The sequence below is a fragment of the Rhodococcus sp. KBS0724 genome, assembly GCF_005938745.2.
Taxonomy (GTDB): domain Bacteria; phylum Actinomycetota; class Actinomycetes; order Mycobacteriales; family Mycobacteriaceae; genus Rhodococcus_F.
This window is the reverse complement of the sequence record NZ_VCBX02000001.1, coordinates 2,290,131-2,315,152: the sequence shown is the minus strand read 5'-3', so window position 1 is coordinate 2,315,152 and position 25,022 is coordinate 2,290,131. Positions and strand designations below refer to the sequence as shown.

26 protein-coding genes are annotated in these 25,022 nt (G+C 63.1%); 7 read left to right on the top strand and 19 right to left on the bottom strand.

Annotated features, from left to right (window positions below):
* Positions 1-7 precede the first annotated feature (7 nt).
* On the bottom strand, positions 8-1,399 hold the full coding sequence (locus FFI94_RS10645; protein ID WP_138873721.1) for a glycine--tRNA ligase: 1,392 nt from the start codon (positions 1,397-1,399) through the stop codon (positions 8-10).
* 198 nt (positions 1,400-1,597) lie between these two features.
* Between FFI94_RS10645 and FFI94_RS10640 the strand changes: the two genes are divergently transcribed.
* Both FFI94_RS10640 and FFI94_RS10635 read left to right on the top strand, forming a co-directional pair.
* Positions 1,598-1,981, top strand: coding sequence for a helix-turn-helix transcriptional regulator (locus FFI94_RS10640; RefSeq protein ID WP_138872915.1), 384 nt, complete (start codon positions 1,598-1,600; stop codon positions 1,979-1,981).
* Complete coding sequence (locus tag FFI94_RS10635; RefSeq protein ID WP_260683992.1) at positions 1,978-2,424, top strand: Fur family transcriptional regulator; 447 nt, start codon at positions 1,978-1,980, stop codon at positions 2,422-2,424. The genes FFI94_RS10640 and FFI94_RS10635 overlap by 4 nt, the downstream gene beginning before the upstream one ends.
* Positions 2,425-2,434: 10 nt before the next feature.
* On the opposite strand, the gene FFI94_RS10630 is transcribed toward FFI94_RS10635, so the two are convergent.
* The 6 genes from FFI94_RS10630 to FFI94_RS10605 form a co-directional block, all read right to left on the bottom strand.
* Positions 2,435-2,872, bottom strand: a complete 438-nt coding sequence (locus tag FFI94_RS10630) for a GNAT family N-acetyltransferase (RefSeq protein ID WP_138872914.1) — start codon at positions 2,870-2,872, stop codon at positions 2,435-2,437.
* Entirely contained in the window at positions 2,872-3,279 is a 408-nt protein-coding gene (locus FFI94_RS10625; protein ID WP_138872913.1) for a YbjN domain-containing protein, read from the bottom strand. Before FFI94_RS10625 ends, FFI94_RS10630 begins: the two co-directional genes overlap by 1 nt.
* Positions 3,280-3,305: 26 nt before the next feature.
* Positions 3,306-4,124, bottom strand: coding sequence for an isoprenyl transferase (locus FFI94_RS10620; RefSeq protein ID WP_092808653.1), 819 nt, complete (start codon positions 4,122-4,124; stop codon positions 3,306-3,308).
* A complete protein-coding gene (recO, locus tag FFI94_RS10615; protein WP_138872912.1) occupies positions 4,081-4,896 on the bottom strand; it encodes a DNA repair protein RecO in 816 nt (271 codons plus the stop codon). The genes FFI94_RS10620 and recO overlap by 44 nt, the downstream gene beginning before the upstream one ends.
* 41 nt (positions 4,897-4,937) lie before the next feature.
* Positions 4,938-5,927, bottom strand: coding sequence for a diiron oxygenase (locus FFI94_RS10610; protein WP_138872911.1), 990 nt, complete (start codon positions 5,925-5,927; stop codon positions 4,938-4,940).
* Between the two features lie 71 nt (positions 5,928-5,998).
* On the bottom strand, positions 5,999-6,412 hold the full coding sequence (locus tag FFI94_RS10605; RefSeq protein WP_138872910.1) for a nuclear transport factor 2 family protein: 414 nt from the start codon (positions 6,410-6,412) through the stop codon (positions 5,999-6,001).
* Positions 6,413-6,623: 211 nt separating this feature from the next.
* Here FFI94_RS10605 and FFI94_RS10600 point away from each other — a divergent pair, with 211 nt between their 5' ends.
* Positions 6,624-6,902, top strand: a complete 279-nt coding sequence (locus FFI94_RS10600) for a DUF1876 domain-containing protein (RefSeq protein WP_138872909.1) — start codon at positions 6,624-6,626, stop codon at positions 6,900-6,902.
* 19 nt (positions 6,903-6,921) lie between these two features.
* Here FFI94_RS10600 and dinB read toward each other — a convergent pair whose 3' ends face one another.
* A complete protein-coding gene (gene dinB, locus FFI94_RS10595) occupies positions 6,922-8,142 on the bottom strand; it encodes a DNA polymerase IV (RefSeq protein WP_138873719.1) in 1,221 nt (406 codons plus the stop codon).
* 111 nt (positions 8,143-8,253) lie between these two features.
* Here dinB and FFI94_RS10590 point away from each other — a divergent pair, with 111 nt between their 5' ends.
* On the top strand, positions 8,254-9,279 hold the full coding sequence (locus FFI94_RS10590) for a zinc-dependent alcohol dehydrogenase family protein (RefSeq protein ID WP_138873718.1): 1,026 nt from the start codon (positions 8,254-8,256) through the stop codon (positions 9,277-9,279).
* On the top strand, positions 9,276-10,166 hold the full coding sequence (locus tag FFI94_RS10585; RefSeq protein WP_138872908.1) for a universal stress protein: 891 nt from the start codon (positions 9,276-9,278) through the stop codon (positions 10,164-10,166). Before FFI94_RS10590 ends, FFI94_RS10585 begins: the two co-directional genes overlap by 4 nt.
* Positions 10,167-10,183: 17 nt before the next feature.
* Here the strand turns inward: FFI94_RS10585 and FFI94_RS10580 are convergent, their stop codons facing one another.
* The 6 genes from FFI94_RS10580 to kdpF are packed head-to-tail and all read right to left on the bottom strand — an operon-like array spanning position 10,184 to position 17,921.
* Positions 10,184-10,864 carry a response regulator gene (locus FFI94_RS10580; RefSeq protein WP_033233006.1) on the bottom strand — a complete coding sequence of 227 codons (681 nt, stop codon included), beginning with the start codon at positions 10,862-10,864 and terminating at the stop codon, positions 10,184-10,186.
* Positions 10,861-13,380, bottom strand: a complete 2,520-nt coding sequence (locus FFI94_RS10575; RefSeq protein WP_138872907.1) for a sensor histidine kinase KdpD — start codon at positions 13,378-13,380, stop codon at positions 10,861-10,863. Before FFI94_RS10575 ends, FFI94_RS10580 begins: the two co-directional genes overlap by 4 nt.
* 7 nt (positions 13,381-13,387) lie before the next feature.
* Complete coding sequence (locus FFI94_RS10570) at positions 13,388-14,038, bottom strand: potassium-transporting ATPase subunit C (protein WP_138872906.1); 651 nt, start codon at positions 14,036-14,038, stop codon at positions 13,388-13,390.
* Between the two features lie 6 nt (positions 14,039-14,044).
* Positions 14,045-16,141: a potassium-transporting ATPase subunit KdpB gene (kdpB, locus tag FFI94_RS10565; RefSeq protein ID WP_138872905.1), complete on the bottom strand. Its 2,097-nt coding sequence runs from the start codon at positions 16,139-16,141 to the stop codon at positions 14,045-14,047.
* On the bottom strand, positions 16,138-17,823 hold the full coding sequence (gene kdpA / locus FFI94_RS10560) for a potassium-transporting ATPase subunit KdpA (RefSeq protein ID WP_138872904.1): 1,686 nt from the start codon (positions 17,821-17,823) through the stop codon (positions 16,138-16,140). Before kdpA ends, kdpB begins: the two co-directional genes overlap by 4 nt.
* The gene (gene kdpF / locus FFI94_RS10555) at positions 17,823-17,921 is read right to left on the bottom strand and encodes a K(+)-transporting ATPase subunit F (protein WP_116102890.1); all 99 of its coding nucleotides are present in this window, start codon (positions 17,919-17,921) and stop codon (positions 17,823-17,825) included. Before kdpF ends, kdpA begins: the two co-directional genes overlap by 1 nt.
* A gap of 317 nt (positions 17,922-18,238) precedes the next feature.
* Here kdpF and FFI94_RS10550 point away from each other — a divergent pair, with 317 nt between their 5' ends.
* Together FFI94_RS10550 and FFI94_RS10545 are read left to right on the top strand one after the other, a co-directional pair.
* Positions 18,239-19,663 carry an amidase gene (locus FFI94_RS10550; RefSeq protein ID WP_138872903.1) on the top strand — a complete coding sequence of 475 codons (1,425 nt, stop codon included), beginning with the start codon at positions 18,239-18,241 and terminating at the stop codon, positions 19,661-19,663.
* A gap of 5 nt (positions 19,664-19,668) precedes the next feature.
* Positions 19,669-20,229 carry a TetR/AcrR family transcriptional regulator gene (locus FFI94_RS10545; protein WP_138872902.1) on the top strand — a complete coding sequence of 187 codons (561 nt, stop codon included), beginning with the start codon at positions 19,669-19,671 and terminating at the stop codon, positions 20,227-20,229.
* Between the two features lie 30 nt (positions 20,230-20,259).
* On the opposite strand, the gene era is transcribed toward FFI94_RS10545, so the two are convergent.
* The 5 genes from era to FFI94_RS10520 form a co-directional block, all read right to left on the bottom strand.
* Positions 20,260-21,177 (bottom strand): GTPase Era, encoded by a 918-nt coding sequence (gene era / locus FFI94_RS10540; protein WP_138872901.1) that lies wholly within the window; start codon positions 21,175-21,177, stop codon positions 20,260-20,262.
* Positions 21,178-21,214: 37 nt separating this feature from the next.
* Entirely contained in the window at positions 21,215-22,519 is a 1,305-nt protein-coding gene (locus tag FFI94_RS10535) for a hemolysin family protein (protein WP_138872900.1), read from the bottom strand.
* A 22-nt stretch (positions 22,520-22,541) separates the two neighbouring features.
* Entirely contained in the window at positions 22,542-23,084 is a 543-nt protein-coding gene (gene ybeY / locus FFI94_RS10530; RefSeq protein ID WP_138872899.1) for an rRNA maturation RNase YbeY, read from the bottom strand.
* A gap of 48 nt (positions 23,085-23,132) precedes the next feature.
* On the bottom strand, positions 23,133-24,221 hold the full coding sequence (locus FFI94_RS10525; RefSeq protein WP_378660079.1) for a PhoH family protein: 1,089 nt from the start codon (positions 24,219-24,221) through the stop codon (positions 23,133-23,135).
* Between the two features lie 118 nt (positions 24,222-24,339).
* The gene (locus FFI94_RS10520; protein ID WP_138872898.1) at positions 24,340-25,020 is read right to left on the bottom strand and encodes a TetR/AcrR family transcriptional regulator; all 681 of its coding nucleotides are present in this window, start codon (positions 25,018-25,020) and stop codon (positions 24,340-24,342) included.
* Between the last annotated feature and the right edge of the window lie 2 nt (positions 25,021-25,022).

Genomic DNA, 25,022 nt, shown 5'->3' with positions numbered 1-25,022 from the left:
ATTCGGCTTACGAACCGATCAGGCGCGCGGCAAGGTAGCCCTCGACCTGGTCGAGTGCGACACGTTCCTGCGCCATGGAGTCGCGCTCGCGCACGGTGACTGCCTGGTCTTCGAGGGTGTCGAAGTCGACGGTGATGCAGAACGGGGTGCCGATCTCGTCCTGACGACGGTAGCGACGACCGATGGCGCCGGCGTCGTCGAATTCGACATTCCAGTTCTGACGCAGTTGCGCTGCAAGATCCTTTGCCTTGGGCGTGAGATCCGCATTACGCGAGAGCGGCAGCACAGCAGCCTTGACCGGAGCCAGACGACGGTCGAGGCGCAGCACTGTGCGCTTGTCGACACCACCCTTGGCGTTGGGGGCTTCGTCTTCGGTGTAGGCGTCGACGAGGAAGGCCATGAGCGAACGGGTGAGGCCGGCTGCGGGCTCGATGACGTACGGCGTGTAGCGCTCGCCGGTTGTCTGGTCGAAGTAGTTCAGCTCGGTGCCCGAGTGCTTGGAGTGCGTCGAGAGGTCGAAGTCGGTGCGGTTCGCGATGCCCTCGAGCTCACCCCATTCACTGCCCTGGAAGTGGAAGCGGTACTCGATGTCCGTGGTGCCCTTGGAGTAGTGCGAGAGCTTTTCCTTCGCGTGCTCGTACAGGCGAAGGTTGTCCTTGTTGATACCGAGGCCGGTGTACCAGTCCAGGCGGTAGTCGATCCAGTACTTGTGCCACGCGTCGTCCTCGCCGGGCTTGACGAAGAATTCCATCTCCATCTGCTCGAACTCGCGGGTGCGGAAGATGAAGTTGCCCGGTGTGATCTCGTTGCGGAAGCTCTTGCCGATCTGGCCGATGCCGAACGGCGGCTTCTTACGCGACGTGGTGAGTACGTTCGCGAAGTTCACGAAGATGCCCTGCGCGGTTTCGGGACGCAGGTAGTGCATGCCCTCTTCGCTCTCGACGGGGCCGAGGTACGTCTTGAGCATCATGTTGAAGTCGCGCGGTTCGGTCCACTGGCCGACGGTGCCGCAGTCGGGGCAACCGATGAGGTCCATCGTGACGTCGTCCGGGTTGTCGAGCTTCTTCTTCTCCGCGTACGCCTCCTGCAGGTGATCCTGACGGTGACGCTTGTGACAGTTGAGGCACTCGACCAGCGGGTCGTTGAAGACGCCGACGTGTCCGGATGCAACCCACACCTCGCGGGGCAGAATCACCGAGGAGTCGAGGCCGACAACGTCCTCGCGGCTGGTGACCATGTTCCGCCACCACTGACGCTTGATGTTCTCCTTGAGCTCGACACCCAATGGGCCGTAGTCCCATGCGGACTTGGTTCCTCCGTAGATCTCACCGCACGGGTAGACCAGGCCTCGCCGCTTGGCGAGATTGACGACGGCTTCGATCTTGGACTTGGGTGCCACTGGATTGCTCTCCATCTGGGTAATAGATGCACGGTTTTCCTGCGCTTTTTGCATGTCCAGACTAACCGGCCCCGGAAGTGGACTTCGCGCCACGGTTGACATGCGTACTTGTGCATATCAAAATGAATGTGATTTGCAATAGTGTGGTCAGATGGCTACGCAGGAACGTTGTGACAGATCCCTCGAAGGAGCCTCGCTGTGAGCATTGCGGATACCGGCGATCTCCACAACCACCACGATCACGCTGATCTCGATCACACCCACGACCCGTTCGAACCCGTCCCCCCGGCGGTGGTTCCGCCCAAGGAAACCCTGGCCGCGGCCGGCGAGATCCTGCGCGCACTCGCCGCACCGGTCCGCATCGCGATCGTGCTCCAACTCCACCAGTCACAGCGGTGCGTCCACGAACTTGTCGGCGCCCTGGGCGTCACCCAACCGCTCATCAGCCAGCACCTTCGTGTCCTGAAGGCGGCGGGCGTCGTACGCGGCGAACGCCACGGACGCGAAGTTCTCTATCGGCTGGCCGACGACCATCTAGCCCACATAGTCGTGGACGCTGTCGCCCACGCAGAAGAAGGATGATCACCACCAACATGAACACCACCGGTCAGTCTGCATTCAAACGCAGCGCCACTGTCGGCATTCGGTCGACCAAACAGCGCAGCGCGATTTCCGCGCTGCTCGACGACATCGGCGAGTTCAAGTCGGCGCAAGAGCTGCACGACGAACTACGCAAGCGTGGTGAAGCAATCGGTCTGACCACCGTCTACCGCACCTTGCAAGCTCTTGCCGACGCCGGAACCATCGACGTCCTGCGCACCGACACCGGTGAATCCGTCTATCGCCGTTGCTCTTCCGGCCATCATCACCACCTCGTGTGCCGCAATTGCGGATACACCGTAGAGGTGGAGGGTGCGATGGTCGAGCAGTGGTCGCAGACCATTGCGGACGACAACGGTTTCACCGAGGTCAGCCACACCGTGGAGATCTTCGGTACCTGCCGCGATTGCGCAGCGGCCGTCTAGTCGGCCCGGTTCAGTCGGCGATCGAGTACCGAAGCAGATTGGATTCGCGCGGCTCGAAGCCGAGTTTCCGGTAGAGCTTGTTCGCGGCTACCCGCGAGCTCCGAGAGGTCAGATCCACAGTGCGGGCACCGAGTTCGCCGGCGCGGGCGAGTGCTGCCGTCGTCAGCGCAGATCCGACCTGCCTGCCCTGAGCCGCCGAGTCGACCACGACATCCTCGATCCACGCTCGGTGGCCGGTCGGAGTGGGAAAGACGACCAGAGTCAACATTCCGACGATGTGACCGTCGAGCCTGGCCACGAAGAGTGTGTTCGTCGTGCAGGCCACCACCGTCTCGAGCATTGCCGCGGTGACTGGTGGTGCCGACTTCGACAGCTGCGGAATGAGTCTCGCGCAGGCGTCGATCAGCTCGTCTGTAACTTCGGAGGCCTCGTGGATCTCGAGCGCCATCAGGGAAGTAGTCCCTGCCTGGCCGTATCGGCTCCGGTGAGCGCCAGCAGCAGCATCGTGGTGAGCGCTTCGTCTTCCAGTCCCGCCGCCGGAAACGTGTATCGCAGAATGACATCCGCGAGACTGCCGTGCCCGAACACCGCAATGGATCCGAACTGGATGGTGCGGTTGCGCTCGGCAACCTTGCGGTGCAGCGCGGCGCTGACCGGACGGTCCCACGCCAGCACACACGTCATCGACAGAACGTCGAGACCTTCGGAGAGATTCATCGCCTGAACCGAGCACAGTGCCCCGGCGTACTGGAAGCCCAGTGAACCGTCCTCGGCCACGTCGACGGTCACAAAATGTGCCAGCGCTTCGGCAGCACGCTCTTGCAGTCGCGCGGCGTTGTCGGTGGTCTCGGTCATATTTTCACCTGTCGTTTCACGCTCTGTCATTTCACTCCGCCAAATCGGCGGTCGCGTGAGGCGTACTCGACGCACGCGGCCCACAGGTCACGACGGTCGAAATCGGGAAACAGCTTCTCCTGGTACACCATTTCGGCGTACGCGGACTGCCAGATCAAGAAGTTGGACGTACGCTGCTCCCCCGACGGACGCAGGAACAAGTCGACGTCCGGCATGTCGGGTTCGTCGAGGTACTTGGCAACGGTCGCCTCGGTGATCTTGTCTGGATTGATCTCGCCGGCGGCAACGCGCTTGGCAATTTCCTTGACCGCATCCGCAATTTCGGCGCGCCCACCGTAGTTGACGCACATCGTCAGGTTCATCACCGTGTTGTTCTTGGTGAGTTCCTCGGCGATCTCGAGTTCCTTGATGACACTCGCCCACAATCGGGGCTTCCGGCCGGCCCAGCGAACCCGCACGCCCATCTCGTTCATCTCGTCGCGTCGACGACGAATCACGTCACGGTTGAAGCCCATGAGGAAGCGCACCTCGTCCGGGCTGCGCTTCCAGTTCTCGGTGGAGAATGCGTACGCGGAGAGCCACTCGACGCCCATTTCGATGCAGCCGCACACCGTGTCCATCAGTACGGCTTCGCCGCGCTCGTGACCGGCTGTGCGCGGCAGTCCACGCTCCTGAGCCCAGCGTCCGTTGCCGTCCATCACCAGCGCAACGTGGCGCGGGATCAGTTCGGTTTGCAGGATCGGCGGTTTTGCTCCGGACGGGTGGGGGTCCGGTGGCCGGATCACCCGATCTGCAGCAGAGTCAAGCGGGGTGCGCGGTTCGCGTCGTCGAATCACGCGTTCCATCCTGCCCCACCGCAGCAGCGACCTCGACGACCGCATGCGGCCTTGACCGTTCGATGAGCGGTAGCGTGCGCAATTGCCGCTCGAGATGCCACTGCAAATGCGCTGCCACCAGGCCACTTGCCTGAGCGCGCAGAGTGGTCGGCACCACGTCGGTACCTTCCCACTCGCCCCGCAGCAACGCTTCCATCAGATCCAGGACACCCGGTGACGGCGTCGCAGATCCGGGCGGGCGGCAGTACGTACAGACCGCCCCGCCGGCTGCGACATGGAAAGCGCGATGCGGACCGGGAGACGAACACTTGGCGCATTCCCCGAGTGCGGGCGCCCAACCCGCGTAACCCATGGCCCGGAGAAGGAAGGCGTCGAGAACAAATTCGACGGGACGACCCTGCTCGGCGATAGCTCGCAGGGCACCGACGGTGAGCCGCTGAAGCTGCGGCGCCGGGGCTCGTTCTTCACCGGCCAGCCGTTCCGCAGTTTCGAGCACCGCGCAGGCCGTGGTGTACCGGCTGTAATCGTCGACGATGTCGGTGGCAAAGGCGTCCACCGTCTGGACCTGCGTGATGATGTCCAGATTTTTGCCCGGCAGGAGTTGGACGTCGACATGCGCGAACGGTTCGAGCCGTGCCCCGAACTTGGAGGTGGTTCTACGGACACCCTTGGCCACGGCACGCACCAACCCGAACTGACGGGTGAGCAATGTGACGATGTGGTCGGCTTCGCCCAGCTTATGCAGGCGCAGCACCACCGCCGTGTCTCGATACAACCTCACCGAACCAGTGTCCCACGTGGCACCGACGGTTTATACGACCGCTAGCGCCGCGATTTGGTCCAGCGCCGCGGTTCACCGCGATACCGGGCCTTGTCGCCGGCGATTCCGAACCTCTTCCACGCCCGCCGCGAGACGGGATTCATCAGCCCCAACTCGTCTGCCAATGCGCGCATTTCACCGAAGTAGTTGCCCAGGATGCGACGCGACGTCGGACTGCGCCAAAATGCTTCCCTCATCACCGAGTCGGGAATGCCGAACTTTTCCGCAAACTCCTTGGGCGGCGCCATGATCTCGCCGGACAGCCAACGCATGGTGCCCGGAAACGCCACGGACGTCATCGCGCGGCCGAACGGGCTCATTCTCGGAACATGCGTGCGCAGGAAATCGTGCGCGAACGAGATGTGCCTGGCTTCCTCCGCGATGTGAATCTCCATGGTGCGCAACATCACCGGGACGGTGTCCTTGCCTTCACGGATGAGATCCTTCTGGAAGTGATCGATCGGTTCCTCGCCGGCCAGGATGCCGATGAAGAAAATGACCGGGAACTTGGCGCCCAGCAAGCCGACGTAGGGGGACAACCGGCGAAACAGCGGGCGCATCCCCGGCACGTCGACGCCAACCCGATTCACAAATTCCTGGAACATCTGGATGTGATTGCACTCTTCGGTCATCTCGTGCAGGCAGTACCGAAACTCCGGGGATTGGTTCGGCAGCGCCATGATGTACTGCATCATTCCGCGGATCAGAATGCTCTCGAACGCCGAACCCACCTTGGTGACGTTGGCTTGGCGCCACTTCCCCATCGCGATACGGCGCTCGAGCGACTGCTCCTGATACCAACTCGTGGCACCGAGCGGATCGGATATCGACGAGAGCACCCAGCGCGGATCATCAGGATCGATCGCGTATTCCGGTGCATCCCAATCGATATCGAGGTAGGGGTCGAACCTCCTGTGCACTGAGCCGTCGGACAGCGTCGCCAGCAACTCGCGATACGGCTGATCCATGACAATCGATGTCGACCTGGCCATCAGTGTCTCCTCACAGTGCCTGTAACTCGATGTGGCTCAACTTAGTGCTACGCCGAGTCTCACACAACCCCCTACGGGGTCTGACCGCGTTCCATCGCCGCGATCGCCTCCTCCTGAATGCGGGGAAACTGCTCACCCATCGCCGCCGCAAGCGCATTGGCGCCGGACAGTGGCCGGACCATCACGGTGAACTCGTCGATCAGCCCGTCATCGTTCACATGCAGAAAGTCGCAACCGTTTACGAGTTTGCCGTCCACCGTTGCCTCGAAAACCAACGCATGATCGCGCCCATCCGCCGACTCGATCTCGCGGACATACCGGAAGTCCTCGAACACCCGCATCACACCGCGCAGAATTGACGCCGTGATCGCCTTGCCGGGATACGGCTTGAAGGCGACGGGACTGGTGAAGACGACGTCGTCGGAGAGCAGCGCCGCCATGGCGTCGGTGTCACGCGATTCGACAGCACTTCGGAAGGACTTCATGGTGACTCCTCGGTATTGGATGAACTCGGTATTGGATGAACTCGGTATTGGATGAACTCGGTAGTGGATTGAACAGGTCGCACGTTCGGCGCCTGAGTAATCATGCGCGCTGCGGCGCGCATCCACGCAGCAATCGAATACCGCCGTTCAGCCCTATCGCACGCGTCGCTCGACCGAGGACAATGGAACTTAAGCCGAAGGGGGTCAGAACATGAACGAGAAGCACTGGTCGGTGGATATCACCATCGACGAACACACATCCGAGACGGCCAACCGAACTCGCGCAATCGCGCGGCTACGGGCACAGGAAGACACACACTTCGCCGGAGCCGGTTTCGCTCGCTGCAATCCTGCCGACCGAGATGTGCCCGAGATCGGTGACGAACTCGCGGTCGCGCGTGCGTTGGCCGACCTGTCTCGCCAATTGATCGAAGCCACAACAACGGATCTCGCGCGCACGACCAGCGAACCGATTCGGCTGACGTCCTGAGCACACTGAGCGCAGCGGGCTAGTCCGGGAGCAGCGGCACCGAGATATCGGGATCGCGGCCGATCAGCACCGCACGTGTGAGCGCTCCCGAGCCGAATTTCTTCCGCACACTGTCCATCGCGGAGTCGAGGGCAGCGGTATCCGGTCCACCGTCGAAGGACAGTTCCAACTGCTCGGCGCCGCTGCGGTCCAGATTGGATACGGCAACACCGATCAACGTGATGCCCTTGTCGGCGATGAGGGGCGCCGCATCACTCAGCAGCACCATCGCGGCATTCAGCAGATCCGTGGTTTCCGCCGTGGATCGGCGCATCGTGTGGGAACGGGTGGCCCGCGTGAAATCGCCGAACCGAAGCCGGAGTGTGACGGTGCGGCCGGTCTGCTGCGCCGAACGCAGGCGCCGCGACACCCGATCGACCAGCGACATCAACGACACCTCGAGTTCGGATCGCGAGTGCACACCCCGACCCAACGCATGTTGAGCGCCCATCGAGCTTCGGCCACCGTACGCACGCACCGGTCGCGGATCCCGGTTATGCGAGAGCGCGTACAGGTGTTGCCCGGCGCCGCGCCCCAAAATCGCCACGATCGACGACTCGTCGTGCCGCGCGATGTCCCCCACTGTCGCGATATCGAAATTCCGCAGCTTCTGCGCGGTGATCTTGCCGACGCCCCACAGCTTTTCGACGGGCAGCGGGTGCAGGAATTCACGCTCACCGTCTGGTGGCACCAGCAGCAGTCCGTCGGGTTTGGCGTAGGCGCTGGCAACTTTTGCCAGGAATTTCGTGCGGGCGATGCCGACGGTGATGGGCAGGCCAACCTGCTCGGCCACATCGCGCCTGAGGTTGGCGCCGATCTGCAGCGGTGTTCCGACGATCCGTGCCAGTCCCCCGACTTCCAGGAAAGCTTCGTCGATCGAGATTCCTTCTACCAGCGGCGATGTGTCGTGAAAAACCTCGAATACGTCCTTGCTCGCCTGGGAGTACGCATCCATGCGAGGCGGAACGACAATTGCCTGCGGGCACAGCGCACGCGCCTGACCCCCACTCATCGCGGTCCGGACCCCACACGCTTTGGCTTCGTAGCTCGCGGCCAGCACTACTCCGCCGCCCACGATGACGGGCCGGCCGATCAAATCCGGCTGGTCTCGCTGTTCGACGGAGGCGTAGAACGAGTCGAGATCGGCATGCAGGATCGTGGCGCCACCGGACCGGTGATCGCCGCGAGCATCTGACGACATCGACACGAACAGATGTTCGCACAGGCCACCGACACACTTCGCCCTCTTCCACGGGGCACCGCCGAGGCGCACGATTGAGTGGTGGACGCTTTCTCCGGAACTTCGACGCCGATGACCTCGTGGCAGGTACACCAGCCTGGGCCGGTCCGAACGCACCCACTGGTCGAGGTGCAGAAATCGCGACCCATCCCGACCTCGAGCGAAGTGCTGGTCCGGGTTCTCGCCTGCGGAGTGTGTCGCACCGATCTGCATGTTGCCGAAGGTGACCTGCCCGTGCATCGCACAAACGTGGTTCCCGGCCACGAAATCGTCGGCGTGGTCGAAGAGGTCGGTGCCACGGTTCAGGGCTTCTCCCCTGGTGATCGCGTCGGAATCCCGTGGCTGCATTCCACGTGCGGCCAGTGTGAGTACTGTTTGCGCGGACGGGAGAATCTGTGCCCGAACTCCACGTACACGGGCTGGGATATCGACGGTGGATACGCCGAATATGCCGTGGCGACAGCAGAATTCGCATTGCGCCTACCGGACGGATACAGCGATGCCGAAACCTCGCTGCTGCTGTGCGCCGGCATCATCGGATTTCGTGCGCTCCAGCGTGCCGAGGTCCCGGATGGCGGACGCCTGGGGATCTACGGATTCGGTGGGAGCGCCCACATTGCCGCGCAAGTCGCAATGGCGCGCGGCGCAGAAGTCCACGTCATGACCCGTAGCGAATCGGCGCGCGCGCTGGCCACGCAACTCGGCGCAGCCTCCGTGCAAGGTAGCTACGACCGCCCGCCTGCCTTGCTGGATTCAGCCATCATCTTTGCTCCCGTCGGGGACCTTGTTCCGACTGCACTCGCCGCGTTGAATCGTGGCGGAATCCTGTCGATCGCCGGGATACACCTCTCCGACATACCGAGCCTGAACTATCGGCACCACTTGTTCTACGAGCGCGAAATTCGTTCGGTCACGGCAAATACGAGGCAGGATGCTCGCGAGTTCCTCGCGTTTGCCGGCGAGCATCACCTCGAGATCACCACGAACACGTATCCACTAGCCGACGCGAATCGCGCATTGGTCGACCTGGCCGAGGACCGAATCACCGGCGCTGCCGTCTTACTGCCTCAACTTCTCGACTCAGGAGGACGAGCATGACCGCACCAATTGTCGTGGGAGTGGACGGTTCGACCCGCTCGTTGGACGCGGTTCGCTGGGCGTCGCACGAAGCAGTTCTCCGGGGACGGCCACTACATCTTGTAGCCGCGATCCGCGGCGAACCGAGCACGTACGGAAATGCCTTCACACTTGGTGCGCCGCAGTTTGCCGCGAAGCGCCGAGAAGGCAAACTGCGGCTTTCCCGTGGGCGTTCGGCAGCGCAGCCTGCAACAGGCGGCGGCCCGGTTGTCACCGAGCATCTGGGGTTCGGTCACCCTGTCGACATTCTGCTCGAACAATCGGAGGACGCCGCAATGCTGGTCGTAGGCTCACGTGGCCTGGGCCGGTGGGCAGACGGGATTCTCGGTTCTGTCAGTACCGCGACGGTCCTACATGCGCGGTGTCCGGTTGCCGTGATCCGAGAACTACCGCCCGCGGACGAACCGCTGCGAGGCGGTCCCGTTGTCGTCGGCGTCGACGGTACGGAGCACAGCGAACCAGCACTGGCCGAAGCCTTCGAAACGGCGTCGCTGCACGGCGTCGAACTTGTTGCCGTGCACGCCTGGAGCGATTCGCACCTGTCCACGGCATTCCGCACCGATCCCGACGGTGAGTCTCTCGACTGGGATGCCATCGCCACCGCCGAGCACGCGGTTCTCGCCGAACGGCTTGCCGGATGGACGGACCGATATCCCGACGTTGCGGTTCGTCGAGTTGTCGTGCACGACAACCCTGCCCAAGAACTGATCACCGAGTCGAAGTCGGCACAACTGGTTGTTGTCGGCCGACGAGGACGCGGCGGTTTCAAGTCCATGCTGCTGGGCTCGACCAGCCGAAATCTCTTGCACCGGGCGTTGTGTCCACTGTTGATCGTGACGCACCCCTGATCGCACGCGCCCTGATTTCACACCACGAAGCGGTAACCCATCCCCGCTTCCGTGATCAGATGCTTGGGGTGCGCCGGATCGTCTTCGAGCTTGCGACGCAGTTGTGCCAGATACACCCGCAGGTAGTGGGTCTCGGTGTCGTAGGCCGGTCCCCACACCTCGCGGAGAAGTTCCTTCTGTCCGACCAACTTTCCGCGATTGCGCACCAGCATTTCGAGCATTCCCCACTCGGTGGGTGTCAGATGCACCTGCTCGCCGCGCCGACTGACCGTCTTCGCCGACAAGTCGACGGTGAACGACGCCGTCTCCACCGACGGTTCCGACGTGTCGGTTGCCGATACTCCGCGCCGCGCCGCCGCGCGCACTCGCGCCAGGAACTCGTCCATCCCGAACGGCTTGGTGACGTAGTCGTCCGCACCGGCGTCCAACGCTTCGACCTTGTCTGCCGAGTCGGTGCGTGCCGACAGCACGATGACCGGCGCGGTGCACCAGCCGCGCAGTCCGGCAAGCACTTCGGTGCCGTCCATGTCCGGCAGACCGAGATCGAGAATCACCACGTCCGGCGGCCGTTCCGCTGCGGCGCGCAGCGCACCGGCTCCGGTGGACGCCGTCACCACGTCGTATCCACGCACAGTGAGGTTGATGCGTAGTGCCCGCAAGATCTGCGGCTCGTCGTCGACGACCAGTATCCGGCTCATGACTCACTTCCATTCGTTCCTGCACCGGCCAGTTCGACGATCATCGTCAACCCACCACCCGGAGTGTCCGTGGCACTGACCGTTCCGCCCATGGCGTCGACAAATCCGCGAACAACGGACAGCCCGAGCCCGACGCCGCCGGTGTTGTCGCGGTCCCCCATTCGCTGGAACGGCTGAAACATCGATTCGGCTTCACCACGGGGTACCCCCGGCCCGGTATCCGCGACGGTAATAACGGCATGGTCTCCGACGCGGGCGGCTCCCACCCGCACCGGTGTTCTGCCGCCGTATCGCAAGGCGTTGTCCACGATGTTCGCAATCACCCTCTCGAGCAAACCCTGATCGGCTTGCACGGCAACAGTACCCACGTCGACGATCACACTGCGGGAGTCGGATCGACCGCCGATCCCCAGCCCGAGCAACGCCCGGTGCACCACTTCGTCGAGGTAGACCGGCCGCAACGTCGGCTTCACCACTCCCGCAGCCAGTCTGGACGAATCGAGCAGGTTGCCGACCAGTGCGGTCAACTGATCCGCCGATTCCTCGATGGTGGCCAGCAGTTCTGCCGTGTCCTCGGGTGAGAACTCGATGTCGTCACTGCGCAAGCTCGACACTGCGGCCTTCACTCCGGCGAGCGGTGTCCGAAGGTCATGGCTCACAGCCGAAAGCAGTGCTCTACGCAGTTGATCGGCCTCGGTGAGGGCCGCCGCTTTACTCGCTTCGACCGTGAGCTTCTCCTGACGGATCATGCCGACCGCCTGGTGCGCAACAACGGTCAGCACCCGTCGATCCCGCGCACTCAACTCCGGCCCAGACAGCAGCAGCGCGTACTCGCCGTCGTTGACCTCGCACGCGGTATCCGCATCAGCCTCGCGAGTCGGCGGCTCGGCGCCCACCGCCGCGACAACGCCGTCCTCGTGATGAACTACCGAAACCCCACGTTGACGGTAGATTTCGCGAGCCTTCTCCAGCAGCGTGGAGAGGTCAGCGCCGCGAAGCACCGACCCCGCGAACAGTGTGAGAAGCTCGGCTTCCTCCGAAGCCCGCTTCGCTTCCCGCGCCTTTTTGGCGGCGGCGTCAACCAGAACGGCCACTGCCACAGCCACTATCAGCAGAACCACCGTCGTGATGAAATTGTCCGGCTCGGCGATCGTAAAGCTGTATTTGGGATCGGTGAAGAAGTAGTTGAGCAGTAGACCGGAGATGAGTGAGGACGCGATCGCCGGCCCCACACCACCGAGTAGGGCGACAAGAACAACCACAACGAAGAAGAGCGCGTTCTCGCCGTTGACGCCGGATACCCGATCCACCAACCCCATGAGCCCGGCCGCCAAGGTCGGAACCACCACTGCCGCAATCCACGACAGCAAGCGGCGCTCGGACCGTCCGAACAACGAGATCCGGCGACGGACGGTCGCCTCCTCGTGAGTGACCATGTGCACGTCGATGCCACCGGACTGCTGAACAACCGCCGCGCCGATTCCCTCGTCGAGAATGCGGGCCAACCTCGACCGCCGCGACGTTCCCAGAACCAACTGAGTGGCATTCTCCTCACGGGCGAACTCGAGGAGCGTCGACGGCACGTCGTCGCCGACGACGGTGTGCAGGGTGGCGCCGACCCCGGTGGCGAGTGCGCGCACCTTTCCCATCTCCGGTGCGGAAACTCCGGTCAGTCCGTCACCGCGGACGACGTGCACCACCATCAGTTCGGCACTCGACTTGGATGCGATCCGAGAAGCGCGTCGTACCAGGGTTTCCGACTCCGGTCCCCCGGTCACTGCGACGACAACGCGCTCACGCGCTTCCCAGGTGTCGGTGATCTTGTTCTCGGCCCGGTACTTCGCCAGGGCCGCGTCCACCTGATCGGCTACCCAGAGAAGCGCCAACTCGCGTAGCGCGGTGAGGTTTCCGCGCCGGAAGTAGTTTCCGAGAGCCGCGTCGACACGTTCGGGAGCATAGACGTTTCCGTGGGACAGTCTGCGTCGCAATGCTTCCGGCGTGATGTCGACCAACTCGACCTGCGCTGCGCCGCGGACCACCTCATCCGGAACCGTTTCCTGCTGTGTCACTCCCGTGATGTGCGCGACAACGTCGTTGAGGCTCTCGAGATGTTGCACGTTGACGGTCGAGAGGACGTCGATCCCGGCGTCCAACAATTCCTGGACGTCCTGCCACCGCTTGTGATTCTTGCTTCCCGGGGTGTTGGTGTGCGCCAATTCGTCCACCAACACCAAGGCAGGACGACGGGCCAGAACCGCCTCGACATCAAGTTCCGGCATCCGGGTGCCGCGATATTCGACCAGTTTGGGCGCGATGATCTCGAGGTCGCCGATTTGCGCGGCGGTGCGGGCGCGGCCGTGTGATTCCACAACGGCCGCGACCACATCGGTTCCACGATCACGGCGGCGATGAGCCTCGCCGAGCATCGCAAAGGTCTTTCCGACGCCAGGTGCCGCGCCGAGGTAGATGCGCAGTTCACCTCGTTTGCGCGTACCGACCTTCTCCGAAGAACTCACGTGACAATCATCCACCAGCAGGCGACGTGGCACACGTAGGCGCCGTCAAACCGAGAGCCAGATTCAGTGCTAGGACGTTGACGCGCTCTTCACCGAGGAACCCGAGTTGCCGCCCGTCGGTATTCTCACTCACCAATTCCCGTACCGCGTCTTCGGACATCCCGTTGATCGCGGCAACCCGAGGCACCTGCAGCAGAGCGTAGGCCGGGCTGATGTGTGGATCGATGCCCGAACCCGAACCAGTGACGGCGTCGACCGGGACAGCGGACGGATCCACACCCTCGCGATCCGCGATGGCGGACCGACGTGCATCGATGAAGGCGGCAAGAATCTCGCTGCTGGGCCCCTGATTCGACGGCAGCGCAGCGGCAGGATCACCCGTCGCAAACGGATTCTCGTCCGAGACCGATCCCACAACCCGGTTGTGGAAGAACGGATCGCGCGCTCCCTCCGGCACCTGCGGATCGACGCCTACCCACGCACTTCCGACCACGCATCCCGCCGCGTCGGTCACGGGTGATCCCTCAGCGGAACCGGAACTGATCCGGCCCACTCCCCAGACCGCGGCGGGATAGATCACGCCGAGAACCACGGTGAGCGACAGCAGAACAAGAAGGCCCGCCCACACCTGTTTGGCAAAACCGATACTGAAACGCATAGCAGGTCACCCAATTCCGGGAATCAAACGAACAACAAGATCGATCAGCCAGATACCGATGAACGGCGTGATCACACCGCCGAGTCCGTACACGAGCAGATTTCGGCCGAGCAGCGCCGACGCCGTCGACGGCCGGTAGCGTACGCCCTTGAGGGACAGCGGAATCAACGCGATGATGACCAGCGCATTGAAGATCACGGCCGAGACGATCGCCGACTCGGGAGTAGCCAGCCGCATGATGTTCAGAGCATCCAACTGCGGATAGATACCGCTGAACAGGGCCGGCAGGATCGCAAAATACTTCGCGAGGTCGTTTGCCAGCGAGAACGTGGTCAAGGCGCCGCGAGTGATCAGCAACTGCTTGCCGATCTCTACGATCTCGATCAGCTTGGTGGGATCGGAATCGAGATCCACCATGTTCCCGGCCTCTTTGGCCGCCGACGTACCGGTGTTCATCGCAACGCCGACGTCCGATTGCGCCAGGGCCGGAGCATCATTGGTACCGTCGCCGGTCATCGCCACGAGGCGACCACCCTCCTGCTCCTTCCGGATCAGGGCAAGCTTGTCTTCCGGAGTGGCTTCCGCCATGAAGTCGTCCACCCCGGCTTCGTCTGCGATGGCCTTGGCGGTCAACGGATTGTCTCCGGTGATCATGATCGTCCTAATGCCCATGGCTCGCAGTTCCGCAAACCGCTCCGCCATACCGGGCTTGACGACGTCCGAGAGTGCAATGACCCCCAGAACCGTTGCCTTCTCGTCCTCTTTTGCCGCCACGACGAGTGGGGTGCCGCCCGCTTGAGCTATCTCGTTCACGGCATCGGTGACGGCAACATCGGCAGTTCCACCGCTTCGCGCGATCCAGCCCATCACGGCATCGGCTGCGCCTTTTCGGATCTCCCGTCCCGGCAGGTCCAGTCCACTCATGCGCGTCTGCGCTGTGAACGGAACGAACTCCGCCCGGTTCTCGTCCGCCGTCGGTTCGGTCCCCAAACCGAATTGCGTAGAGCACAGATCGACGATGCTGCGACCCTCGGGAGTTCCGTCCGCCAGGCTCGACAACCGTGCTGCAGCAGCAAGTTCGAGCGGCGAGACACCCGGAGCGGGGTGCAGGGCCGTTGCCCGGCGATTACCGAACGTGATGGTTCCGGTCTTGTCCATCAACAGGGTGTCGATGTCGCCGGCAGCTTCGACGGCGCGCCCGGACATGGCAAGCACGTTGCGCTGCACCAGACGGTCCATCCCGGCGATGCCGATAGCGGAGAGAAGTGCACCGATCGTGGTCGGGATGAGGCACACCAGCAGGGCAATCAATTTGATCGGATCCTGCTCGTGCCCGGCGTACAGACCCATCGGGCCGATTGCAACAACTGCGAGCAGGAAGATCACCGTGAGCGACGCGAGCAGGATGTTGAGCGCGATCTCGTTCGGTGTCTTCTGACGCGACGCCCCCTCGACCAACGCAATCATCCGGTCGACGAACGACTGTCCCGGTGCCGCCGTGATCTCCACGACGATGCGGTCGGACAGTACCGTCGTACCTCCCGTGACGGCGCACCTGTCGCCGCCGGATTCACGCACCACGGGTGCGGATTCCCCCGTGATGGCGGACTCGTCGACGGATGCAATGCCTTCGACGACATCGCCGTCGCCCGGAATGACCTCCCCCGCCACCACGATGACACGATCGCCGACAACGAGGTCGGTGCCGGATACCACCTCGATAGCACCGCTCTGCGTGATTCGGTGGGCAGTTGTGTCCTGCTTGACCTTTCGCAGACTTGCGGCTTGCGCCTTGCCTCGCCCCTCCGCCACGGATTCGGCGAGGTTGGCAAAGATCACCGTGAACCAGAGCCAGAGCGTGATCACCCACGAGAACACGGACGGTTCGGCCACTGCCATGACCGTCGTGATGACGGAGCCGACAAACACTACGAACATCACCGGGTTGCGCGCCAAATGACGCGGGTCGAGCTTACGTACGGCACCCGGCAGCGCCGTGATCATCTGCCGCGGGTTGAATGCGCCGGCCTTGACGTGACCGGACTGACCGGCATCCGGGGCGCTGTCCACCACCACGGGTTTCTCTTCGGTATTCAGGATCATTGGAGCGCCTCCGCGATGGGTCCCAGCGCGAGGGCCGGGAAGAATGTAAGTGCGGCAACCAGGACTACGGTGCCGGTGAGGAGTCCGGTGAACATCGGACCCGAGGTAGGTAAGGTGCCTGCGGTGGGCGCCACCTTCTTCTGCGAGGCCAGCGCTCCCGCCAGAGCGAGAACGAAGATGATGGGCAAGAATCGTCCCAGCAACATCGCGATACCGAGCGAGGACTGGAACCAGTTACTCGTGACGGTCAAACCTCCGAAAGCGCTGCCGTTGTTGTTCGACGCCGACGCGAAGGCGTAGAGCACTTCACTGAAGCCGTGAATAGACCCCGGAGTTCCCGGATCTCCGCCGTTTCCCTGATATCCCAAGGTCGACCCGAGTATCACCGTGATACCGGTACCGATGAGAACCAGTGCGGGCATCACCAGAATCGAGAGGGCGGCCAGGGTGATTTCGCGGCGGCCGAGTTTCTTGCCGAGGTACTCGGGTGTGCGGCCAACCAGGAGTCCGCCGACAAACACCGCGATCAGTGCCAGAACCAAGATCCCGTACAGACCGGTTCCGACGCCGCCGGGAGCGATTTCGCCGAGCAACATGTTGAGTAGGACCGCGCCGCCGCCCAACGGTGACATGCTGTCGTGTGCGGAGTTGACTGCGCCAGTGGAAGTTCCGGTGGTGGATACCGCAAACAACGCCGAACCGGGAATCCCGAAGCGGACTTCCTTGCCTTCCATCATCGAACCTGCTGCTGTCGCGGCAACACCGCGGGCACCGGATTCAGCGGCCAGAGTGACGGCCAGCAAGCCGCTCCACAGCAGCCCCATGACGGCGAGCAGAGTCAGTCCTTGGCGGCGGTCGCCAACCATTGTTCCGAAAGTCCGTGTCAGACAGACCGGAATCAGGAGGATCGCAAGAATTTCGACGATGTTGCTCAGCGGCGTGGGGTTCTCGAACGGGTGCGCCGAGTTGGCGGCCAGGATGCCGCCGCCATTGGTGCCAAGTTCCTTGATCGCTTCCTGAGATGCGACGGGCGCAAGCGCATTCGTCACGGAATTGCCGTCGAGTCCAGTCGAGGCGAAGCCGCTGTGGAACGACTGGATCACGCCCTGGCTCAACAGAATCAGCGCGATCACGAAGGAGAACGGGAGAAGGATACGCAGAGACCCGCGAGTCAGATCGACCCAGAAATTGCCGATTTCACCGCCCCTCGCCACCCGGATGAAGCCGCGCACGAGTGCGATCGCCACGGCCATCCCGACAGCGGCGGATACAAAGTTCTGCACAGCCAAACCCAGCGGCTGAACGACATTGCTCATCGTCGTTTCCGGTGTGTACGACTGCCAGTTCGTATTGGCCACAAAGGAAATCGCCGTATTGAAGGCTACCGCAGGGCTTACCCCGGACAGCCCGTCACTGAGCGGCAGTACACCTTGGAACCGCTGCAGGAAGTACAGGAACAATGCGCTGGCCAACGAGAATCCCAGGACACTGGCGGCATAGCCGTACCACGTCTGCTCGGCCCGCGAATCGATCCGGCCGACGCGGTAGATCACACTCTCCACCCGCAGATCACGGGCCGAGGTGTACACCCGAGCCATGTGGTCGCCAACTGGGACGTACGCGATCGCCAGCACAACCAGGACAAACGCTATCTGCAGGCCGGCTGCCAAAGCGGGCGACATCAGAACCTCTCAGGATCTACGAGTGCAACAAGGAGATACACGACCAAAGCCGCGGCCACGGCAATCAGCACGACGCTGACAATGCCGGCGACCGTCATTTGGGAGCGCTCGCCGCTAGGGCGCGAAGAACCAGCGCGCACACGAGAAAACCACCAAGAATCAGAGCAACGTAGTCCACGTCGGCCATGAGCTTCCCTCTTCGACATCAATAACCGTGCTGCAGTTCATCGCAGCCATGACGCACTATGAGCGCTCTCCCAGCTTTGACCTGAAAAAGTCCGCTTTGACGCTCTCTGACGATCCGTTTACACACCGAACAGGCGTCTTGACGGGATCTTGACGCGCCCACCAGCGTCGTCAATACTGAAATGCGCTGCTGATCGGTCGCTCGACCAGTTCCGGATGAAGGAGTTCTATGCCGCCGAGACCGCACACGGAACTGCGCCATGCCCCTACCTTGATCGATCAGGTAGCCGGCTTGGCGTCCGGCGCCACGTCGTCCGTCACAGCCACGACCGAGGCACTCGACCGCATCGAAGCGGCACAGCCGACACTCAATGCGTTCAAGATCGTTCGCCGCCAGAGCGCCCTCGACGAAGCCGCCGACGCGGATCGCCGCCTTGCCCGCGGCGAACGCCTCCCCCTTCTCGGCGTACCGATCGCGGTCAAGGACGACGTCGACATCACCGGCGAGCCCACCGCCTTCGGTTGCCCCGGCGACTTCCCCGTCAAGACGGAAGACTCCGAAATGGTTCGCCGGCTACGGGCCGCCGGCGCCGTCATCGTCGGAAAGACCAACAGCCCCGAACTGGGACAGTGGCCGCTCACCAGCGGTAGCGCCTTCGGATACACCCGCAATCCGTGGTCACGTGAGCACACTCCCGGCGGCTCGTCCGGCGGTACCGCAGCTGCGGTCGCGGCCGGATTGGTCAGCGCCGGAATCGGTTCCGACGGAGCCGGGTCCATCCGGATACCGGCGGCCTGGACCAATCTGGTCGGTATCAAACCGCAGCGAGGACGCATCTCCACGTGGCCGGACGCCGAAGCCTTCTACGGCCTGACCGTCAACGGACCACTCGCGCGCACGGTCGCCGACGCCGCTCTTCTCCTCGACGTGGCAGCCGGAAACCATGACGGCGACCTGCACACGCCGACGCCGGTCACCGTCAGCGACGCCGTCGGCCGCGACCCCGGAAAGCTGAACATCGCTCTCTCCCTACGCAATCCGTTCACCGCCACACCGGTCACACTCGATCCCGAAGTGCGGCGGGCGGTCTATTCCGTCGCCGACACCTTGCGCGGCCTCGGCCATCGCGTCGTCGTGGACGATCCCGCCTACGGACTGATCTTCGGCCTGAACTTTCTGCCACGCTCACTGGTCGGAGTGCACGATTGGCTCGGGCGCCTCCCAGACCCGGCGCTGGCAGACCCGCGAACTCGCGGAAATGCACAGAGCGGCAAGCTACTTCGGGGGGCACCGCTGCGCGCCGCCCGGGCAGCCGAGCCCCGAATGCGCTGGCGCATCGGCGCGATCTTCGACAAGTACGACGTTGTTCTCGCGCCTACCACGGCCACTCCGCCGATCCCGGTCACCGCTATCGACGGCATCGGCGGATGGGAAACCGACAAGGTGATGACCGCGGCCTGCCCGTATGCGTGGCCGTGGAATGTCCTCGGCTGGCCCTCGATCAACATCCCAGCGGGATTCAGCAGCGCCGGACTGCCAATCGGAGCACAATTGATGGGTAGCGAAAGCACCGAGCCGCTGTTGGTTTCGCTCGCGTCACAACTGGAATCGGTGTTGCGCTGGGATCAGAGTCGTCCTCAGCAGTGGTGGTGAGCCGAATGGCTGCAGCAGACATCCGAACAAGCATCCTCGACGCGGTACTTCACATCGTCGGCGCCGAGGGAATCTCCGGCGTGAGCAACCGTCGTATCGCATCCGAGGCCGGGGTGTCGCTCGGCTCCGTCACGTATCACTTTCCGAGCCAGTCGGACATGCTCCGGGCTGCACTGTCCCGGTTTGCCACCGAGGAGTCTGCCCGAATTCTCGAGCTCGTCGACCAGTACCGCAACCAGGATTTGAGCGTCGAGGACGCCGCGGCCGCCACGGAAAGCATCGCGCAGGACATCGCCTTTGTGGTCGAGCGGATAGCACCGTTCGAAATGTTCATCGCAGCGGGCCGCGATCATGAACTCCACGAGATAGCGGCGGAGTGTTTTGCTGCATACGACACGTTGGCAGTCGCTGTGCTGACTGCTCTCGGGGTGTCTGATCCGGAACCCGTCGCGTCGTACTTGGTCGCGATGATCGTGGGCCTGCAACTGCGCCGTCTGGCAACAGGGATCGACAACGCGGATGTCGCGTCGTCGATCCTGTTGGTCCTGAAAGGTACTGCGCCCTAGAACTTCAACGGCCCTAGAACTCCAACGGCTCTAGAACCCCAGCCGGCCTAGCTGCTTCGGGTCGCGCTGCCAGTCCTTGGCCACCTTCACGTGCAACTCGAGGAAGATCCGCACACCGAGGAGCTTCTCGATCTGCAGGCGTGCGCTGGTGCCGACTTCCCGGAGGCGTGCTCCGCCCTTGCCGATGACGATGCCCTTCTGGCTGGGCCGCTCGACGTACAGCAGAGCGTGGACGTCGAGCATCTCGCCTTGCTTCTCGGTGCGTCCCTCGCGCGGAATCACCTCTTCGATCACCACGGCAAGGGAGTGCGGCAATTCCTCGCCGAGGCCCTCGAGTGCTGCCTCGCGGATGAGTTCGGCCATGAGCACCTCTTCGGGCTCGTCCGTCAGTTCGCCGTCCGGATAGAAGGCCGGGCCCTCATCCATCAGACCGGACAGCACGTCGACCAGAATCTCGACCTGCTCGCCCGACTGCGCGGACACGGGCACAACCTCGCACTCGGGTCCGAGCAGTGTGGACAGTGCCAGCAACTGCTTGCCAACGGCGTCGCGGCTGACCTTGTCGATCTTGGTGACAATGCCGACCAGTGTGGTCTTGGGCGCCATCTGACGGACCTGCTGCACGATCCAGCGATCGCCGGGACCGATGGGCTCGTCGGCCGGAATGCACAGGCAGATGACGTCGACCTCGGAGTAGGTGTCGCGAACCAAATCGTTGAGGCGCTGGCCGAGCAGAGTGCGCGGCTTGTGCAGACCCGGAGTGTCCACCAGGATCAGCTGGGAATTCTCGCGGTGAACGATGCCGCGGATCGTGTGGCGCGTCGTTTGCGGACGCGAGGACGTGATGGCGATCTTGCTGCCGACCAACGCGTTGGTCAACGTGGACTTACCCGTATTGGGCCGACCCACGAAACATACGAACCCCGACCGGAATTCCTTGTTACTCATAGCTGCTCCTCTTGAACATCTCGCTCAGTCATCTCGCTCAGTCATCGTTGTCTTCTGCCGCTTCGTCTTCCGAGCGAGGCGCACGCTGCACGAATACCGTGCTGATGCGTACGCGTCCACGGCCGGTGTTCGTGCCCTCACCGCGCAGGATCAATCCGTCGTACTCCACCTCGGATCCGGGTAGCGGCACCCGGCCGAGCACGTAACCGATCAAACCGCCGACGGTCTCGACTTCGTCGTTCTCGAGTTCGAGGTCGAACAGTTCCCCGAGGTCCTCGATGGGCAGGCGCGCCGAGACTCGGAACATCCCGTCCCCGAGATCTTCGACGGGTGGCGTCTCATCTTCGTCGTACTCGTCCGCGATCTCGCCGACGATTTCCTCGATGACGTCCTCGATGGTTGCGAGGCCGGCAATTCCGCCGTACTCGTCGACGAGGATCGCCATGTGGTTGCGGTCGCGCTGCATCTCGGAGAGAAGGCTGTCGAGCGGCTTCGAATCCGGAACGAACACCGCGGGACGCATGATGTCGCAGACATTGACGCTACGGCCGCCGTCGGGCAGGTGATACGTCTGCTTCACCAGGTCCTTGAGGTACACGACGCCGAGAACGTCGTCGACGTTCTCACCGATCACGGGTAGCCGCGAGTGTCCGCTGCGCACCGCCAGCGACGTCGCCTGTCCGGCGCTCTTGTCGTTCTCGATCCACACCATGTCGGTGCGCGGCACCATCACCTCACGGGCGGTGGTGTCACCGAGGTCGAAGACCGACTGGATCATCCGACGCTCTTCGTCGTCCACGACGCCACGGGCCTGTGCCATGTCGACAAGTTCGCGCAGTTCGATTTCCGACGCGAACGGGCCGTTCCGAAAACCTTTACCCGGTGTCAGCGCATTACCAAGAAGAATGAGAATGCGGCTGATCGGTCCAAGTAGAACGCCGATCCACAGCAGCGGCAACGACGCCGTCAGCGCGATCGAGTACGCGTGTTGGCGACCGAGCGTTCTCGGCCCGACACCGATCACCACGTACGAGACCAGCACCATGACAGCCGCCGTGGTTGCCAGAGCCCATCCCATCGACATGACATCGATGAGTGCGCCTGCCAACACGACTGTTGCGGTGATCTCGCACAAAATGCGAAGCAGCACCATGAGATTCACGTATCGCGGGCGGTCGGTCAGGATGCGTTGCACGCGCTCGGCGCCCGCCCGCTCCTCTTTTGCCATCTCGTCGATACGTGCCGACGAGATGGTGTTGAGCGCCGAATCCACGGCGGCGAACAATCCACCGACCGGGACAAGCGCAACGGCTAATACCAACAGCGCGATAGCGCTACTCACTACAGATCCCCCGGCTGTTCGATTATCGGTCTGCGCCGTCGACGAACCCGGTCTTGCCGAGCAGTTTCTGATCGCGCTCGGCCAGTGCGGCCTCGCGGTCGATCCGGCGCAAATCCTCGTACCACTCTTCGAGGAGACTGTTCTGCAGTCCGAACATCTCCTTCTCCTCTTCGGGTTCCGCGTGGTCGTAGCCGAGGAGGTGCAGCACGCCGTGAACCGTCAGCAACGCCAGCTCGTGAGCCAGTGAATGCCCAGCCTTGTCGGCCTGATCAGCCGCGAACGACGGACACAGGACGATGTCGCCGAGCATCGACGGTCCAGGTTCCGGAGAATCCGGGCGTCCGCCCGGCTCGAGTTCGTCCATCGGGAAAGACATGACGTCGGTCGGACCCGGCAGATCCATCCACCGGACGTGAAGATCCGCCATCGTCGCGGAGTCGACGAGAACCATCGACAGCTCGGCCGCCGGATGGACATCCATCCGTGCGATCACGAAACGGGCGACACTGATCAACTCCGGTTCGGAGATGTCCATGCCCGATTCGTTCGAGACCTCGATGCTCATGTGCGACGCTCTTTCCTGGGAAAAGTAGGGATTGGTGCGTCGCTCAGCCTACCGTCGAGGTGAATGAGCATGTGCAGCGCGGCGTTGTGCCCGGTTGCCGAGCCTGGGCTCCCCGTCGCGATCCGTTTCGTGACGTTCGTAGGCGTCGACGATGTCGGAGACCAAACGGTGACGCACGACGTCGCTGCTGTCGAGCTTCGCGAAGTGAATATCGTTGATGCCCGTGAGGATTTCGGATGCCGCCCGTAGGCCCGATCGCGCACCGCCCGGCAGGTCGACCTGCGTGACGTCTCCGGTGACGACGATCTTGGATCCGAAGCCGAGCCTGGTGAGGAACATCTTCATCTGTTCGGCCGTGGTGTTCTGCGCCTCGTCCAAGATGATGAAGGCATCGTTGAGGGTGCGACCACGCATGTACGCCAACGGCGCCACCTCGATGACCCCCGCCGCCATCAATTTCGGAATGGCTTCGGGATCCATCATGTCGTGCAACGCGTCGTGAAGTGGGCGCAGATACGGGTCGATTTTCTCGTGCAACGTGCCGGGCAGGAATCCCAATCGCTCGCCTGCCTCGACAGCCGGACGGGTCAGGATGATGCGGGAGACCGACTTGGACTGCAAGGCCTGCACGGCCTTGGCCATCGCGAGATAGGTCTTGCCGGTGCCTGCCGGCCCGATGCCGAACACGATGGTGTTCTCGTCGATCGCGTCGACGTAGCGCTTCTGGTTGAGCGTCTTGGGACGAATGGTCTTGCCACGCCGCGACAGAATGTCGAGCGAGAGCACCTCGGCTGGGGATTCCCCGACCTCGTTGGTGAGCATGCCGATGGTTCTGCGGACAGCGTCGGGTGCGATGGGCTGCCCGCGCCTGGCCAGCACAGCCAGCTCGGCAAATACTCGCTCTGCGAGAGCAACGTCTGCTGGTGTTCCGGACAGTGTGATGGTGCCGCCACGAACGTGAATATCGGCAGAAAGCTCACGTTCGATCGCGGTGAGGTTTTCGTCCGTCGATCCCAGGAGTTGACGCACGGTCTCCGGCGCCAGGTCCATACTCGATCGGACGGTGCGCTCTGCGGGCAGAGCGCGCTCGGTAACGGTGGATGTACGGTTGCCGCCGAACTCACTGTGTTCACTCACGTGGAGAATATGGCCTGCTTCCTGGTCCGAAAGAGCCCGCTCGACCCGTGGGCTCCGATACTTCGAAGTCTAGCGTCCGAGTCCGACACCGCCCACTTGTTAATCCGCGAGCACCTTGTTATTCCGCGGGCGCAGCGGGCGGCACTGACTTTCGGATCCATTTCCAGGCGTCTGCGACTACCTCCGCGCTCCGTTCCGGGCTGATCCCGACCAGCACGAGGCACACGATCGCGAATGACTCTCCCGAGTCGGTGATCACCCCGGTGTTGGCCTGGTCGAACAGCGTGATCGTCACCGATTCTGTCATCGCGACCAAGGTTTCAGCCGGTAGATAGGTCGAAAAGGTCCCTTCTCGCTGACCCTGCTCGACCACCCTGATACTCAAGGCGCGAGCGGGTTCCATCAGGTCGAGGATGCGCTGCTCGCCCAATTCCTTTCGGGCGAAACTGAGCAGCACCCGGAACCTGTCTCCCACCGGCCAGGCCAACAACGCCAGTACCGCGGTTGCCAATTCCGGATCCTCGGGAGGCTCCCCCGCGCGACTCAAAGCCGCGACCAGATCAGCGGATGCCTCGTCCACGATGCCGTTGATCAGGGCGTCGCGGCTCTCGAAATGTGCGTACACGGTCCGCCGCACGACGCCGGCGGCCTTTGCCACGTCGTCCATGCTCGCGTCGGGATCGGCCGCGAATGCCGTGATCGCCGCTTCGATGATGCGGCTGCGATTCGCCCGCGCCTGACTGCGACGTTGACGCGTTCCCGGCGCAGCTGTTCCCGATTCCGTCAACGCGCTGTCCACCT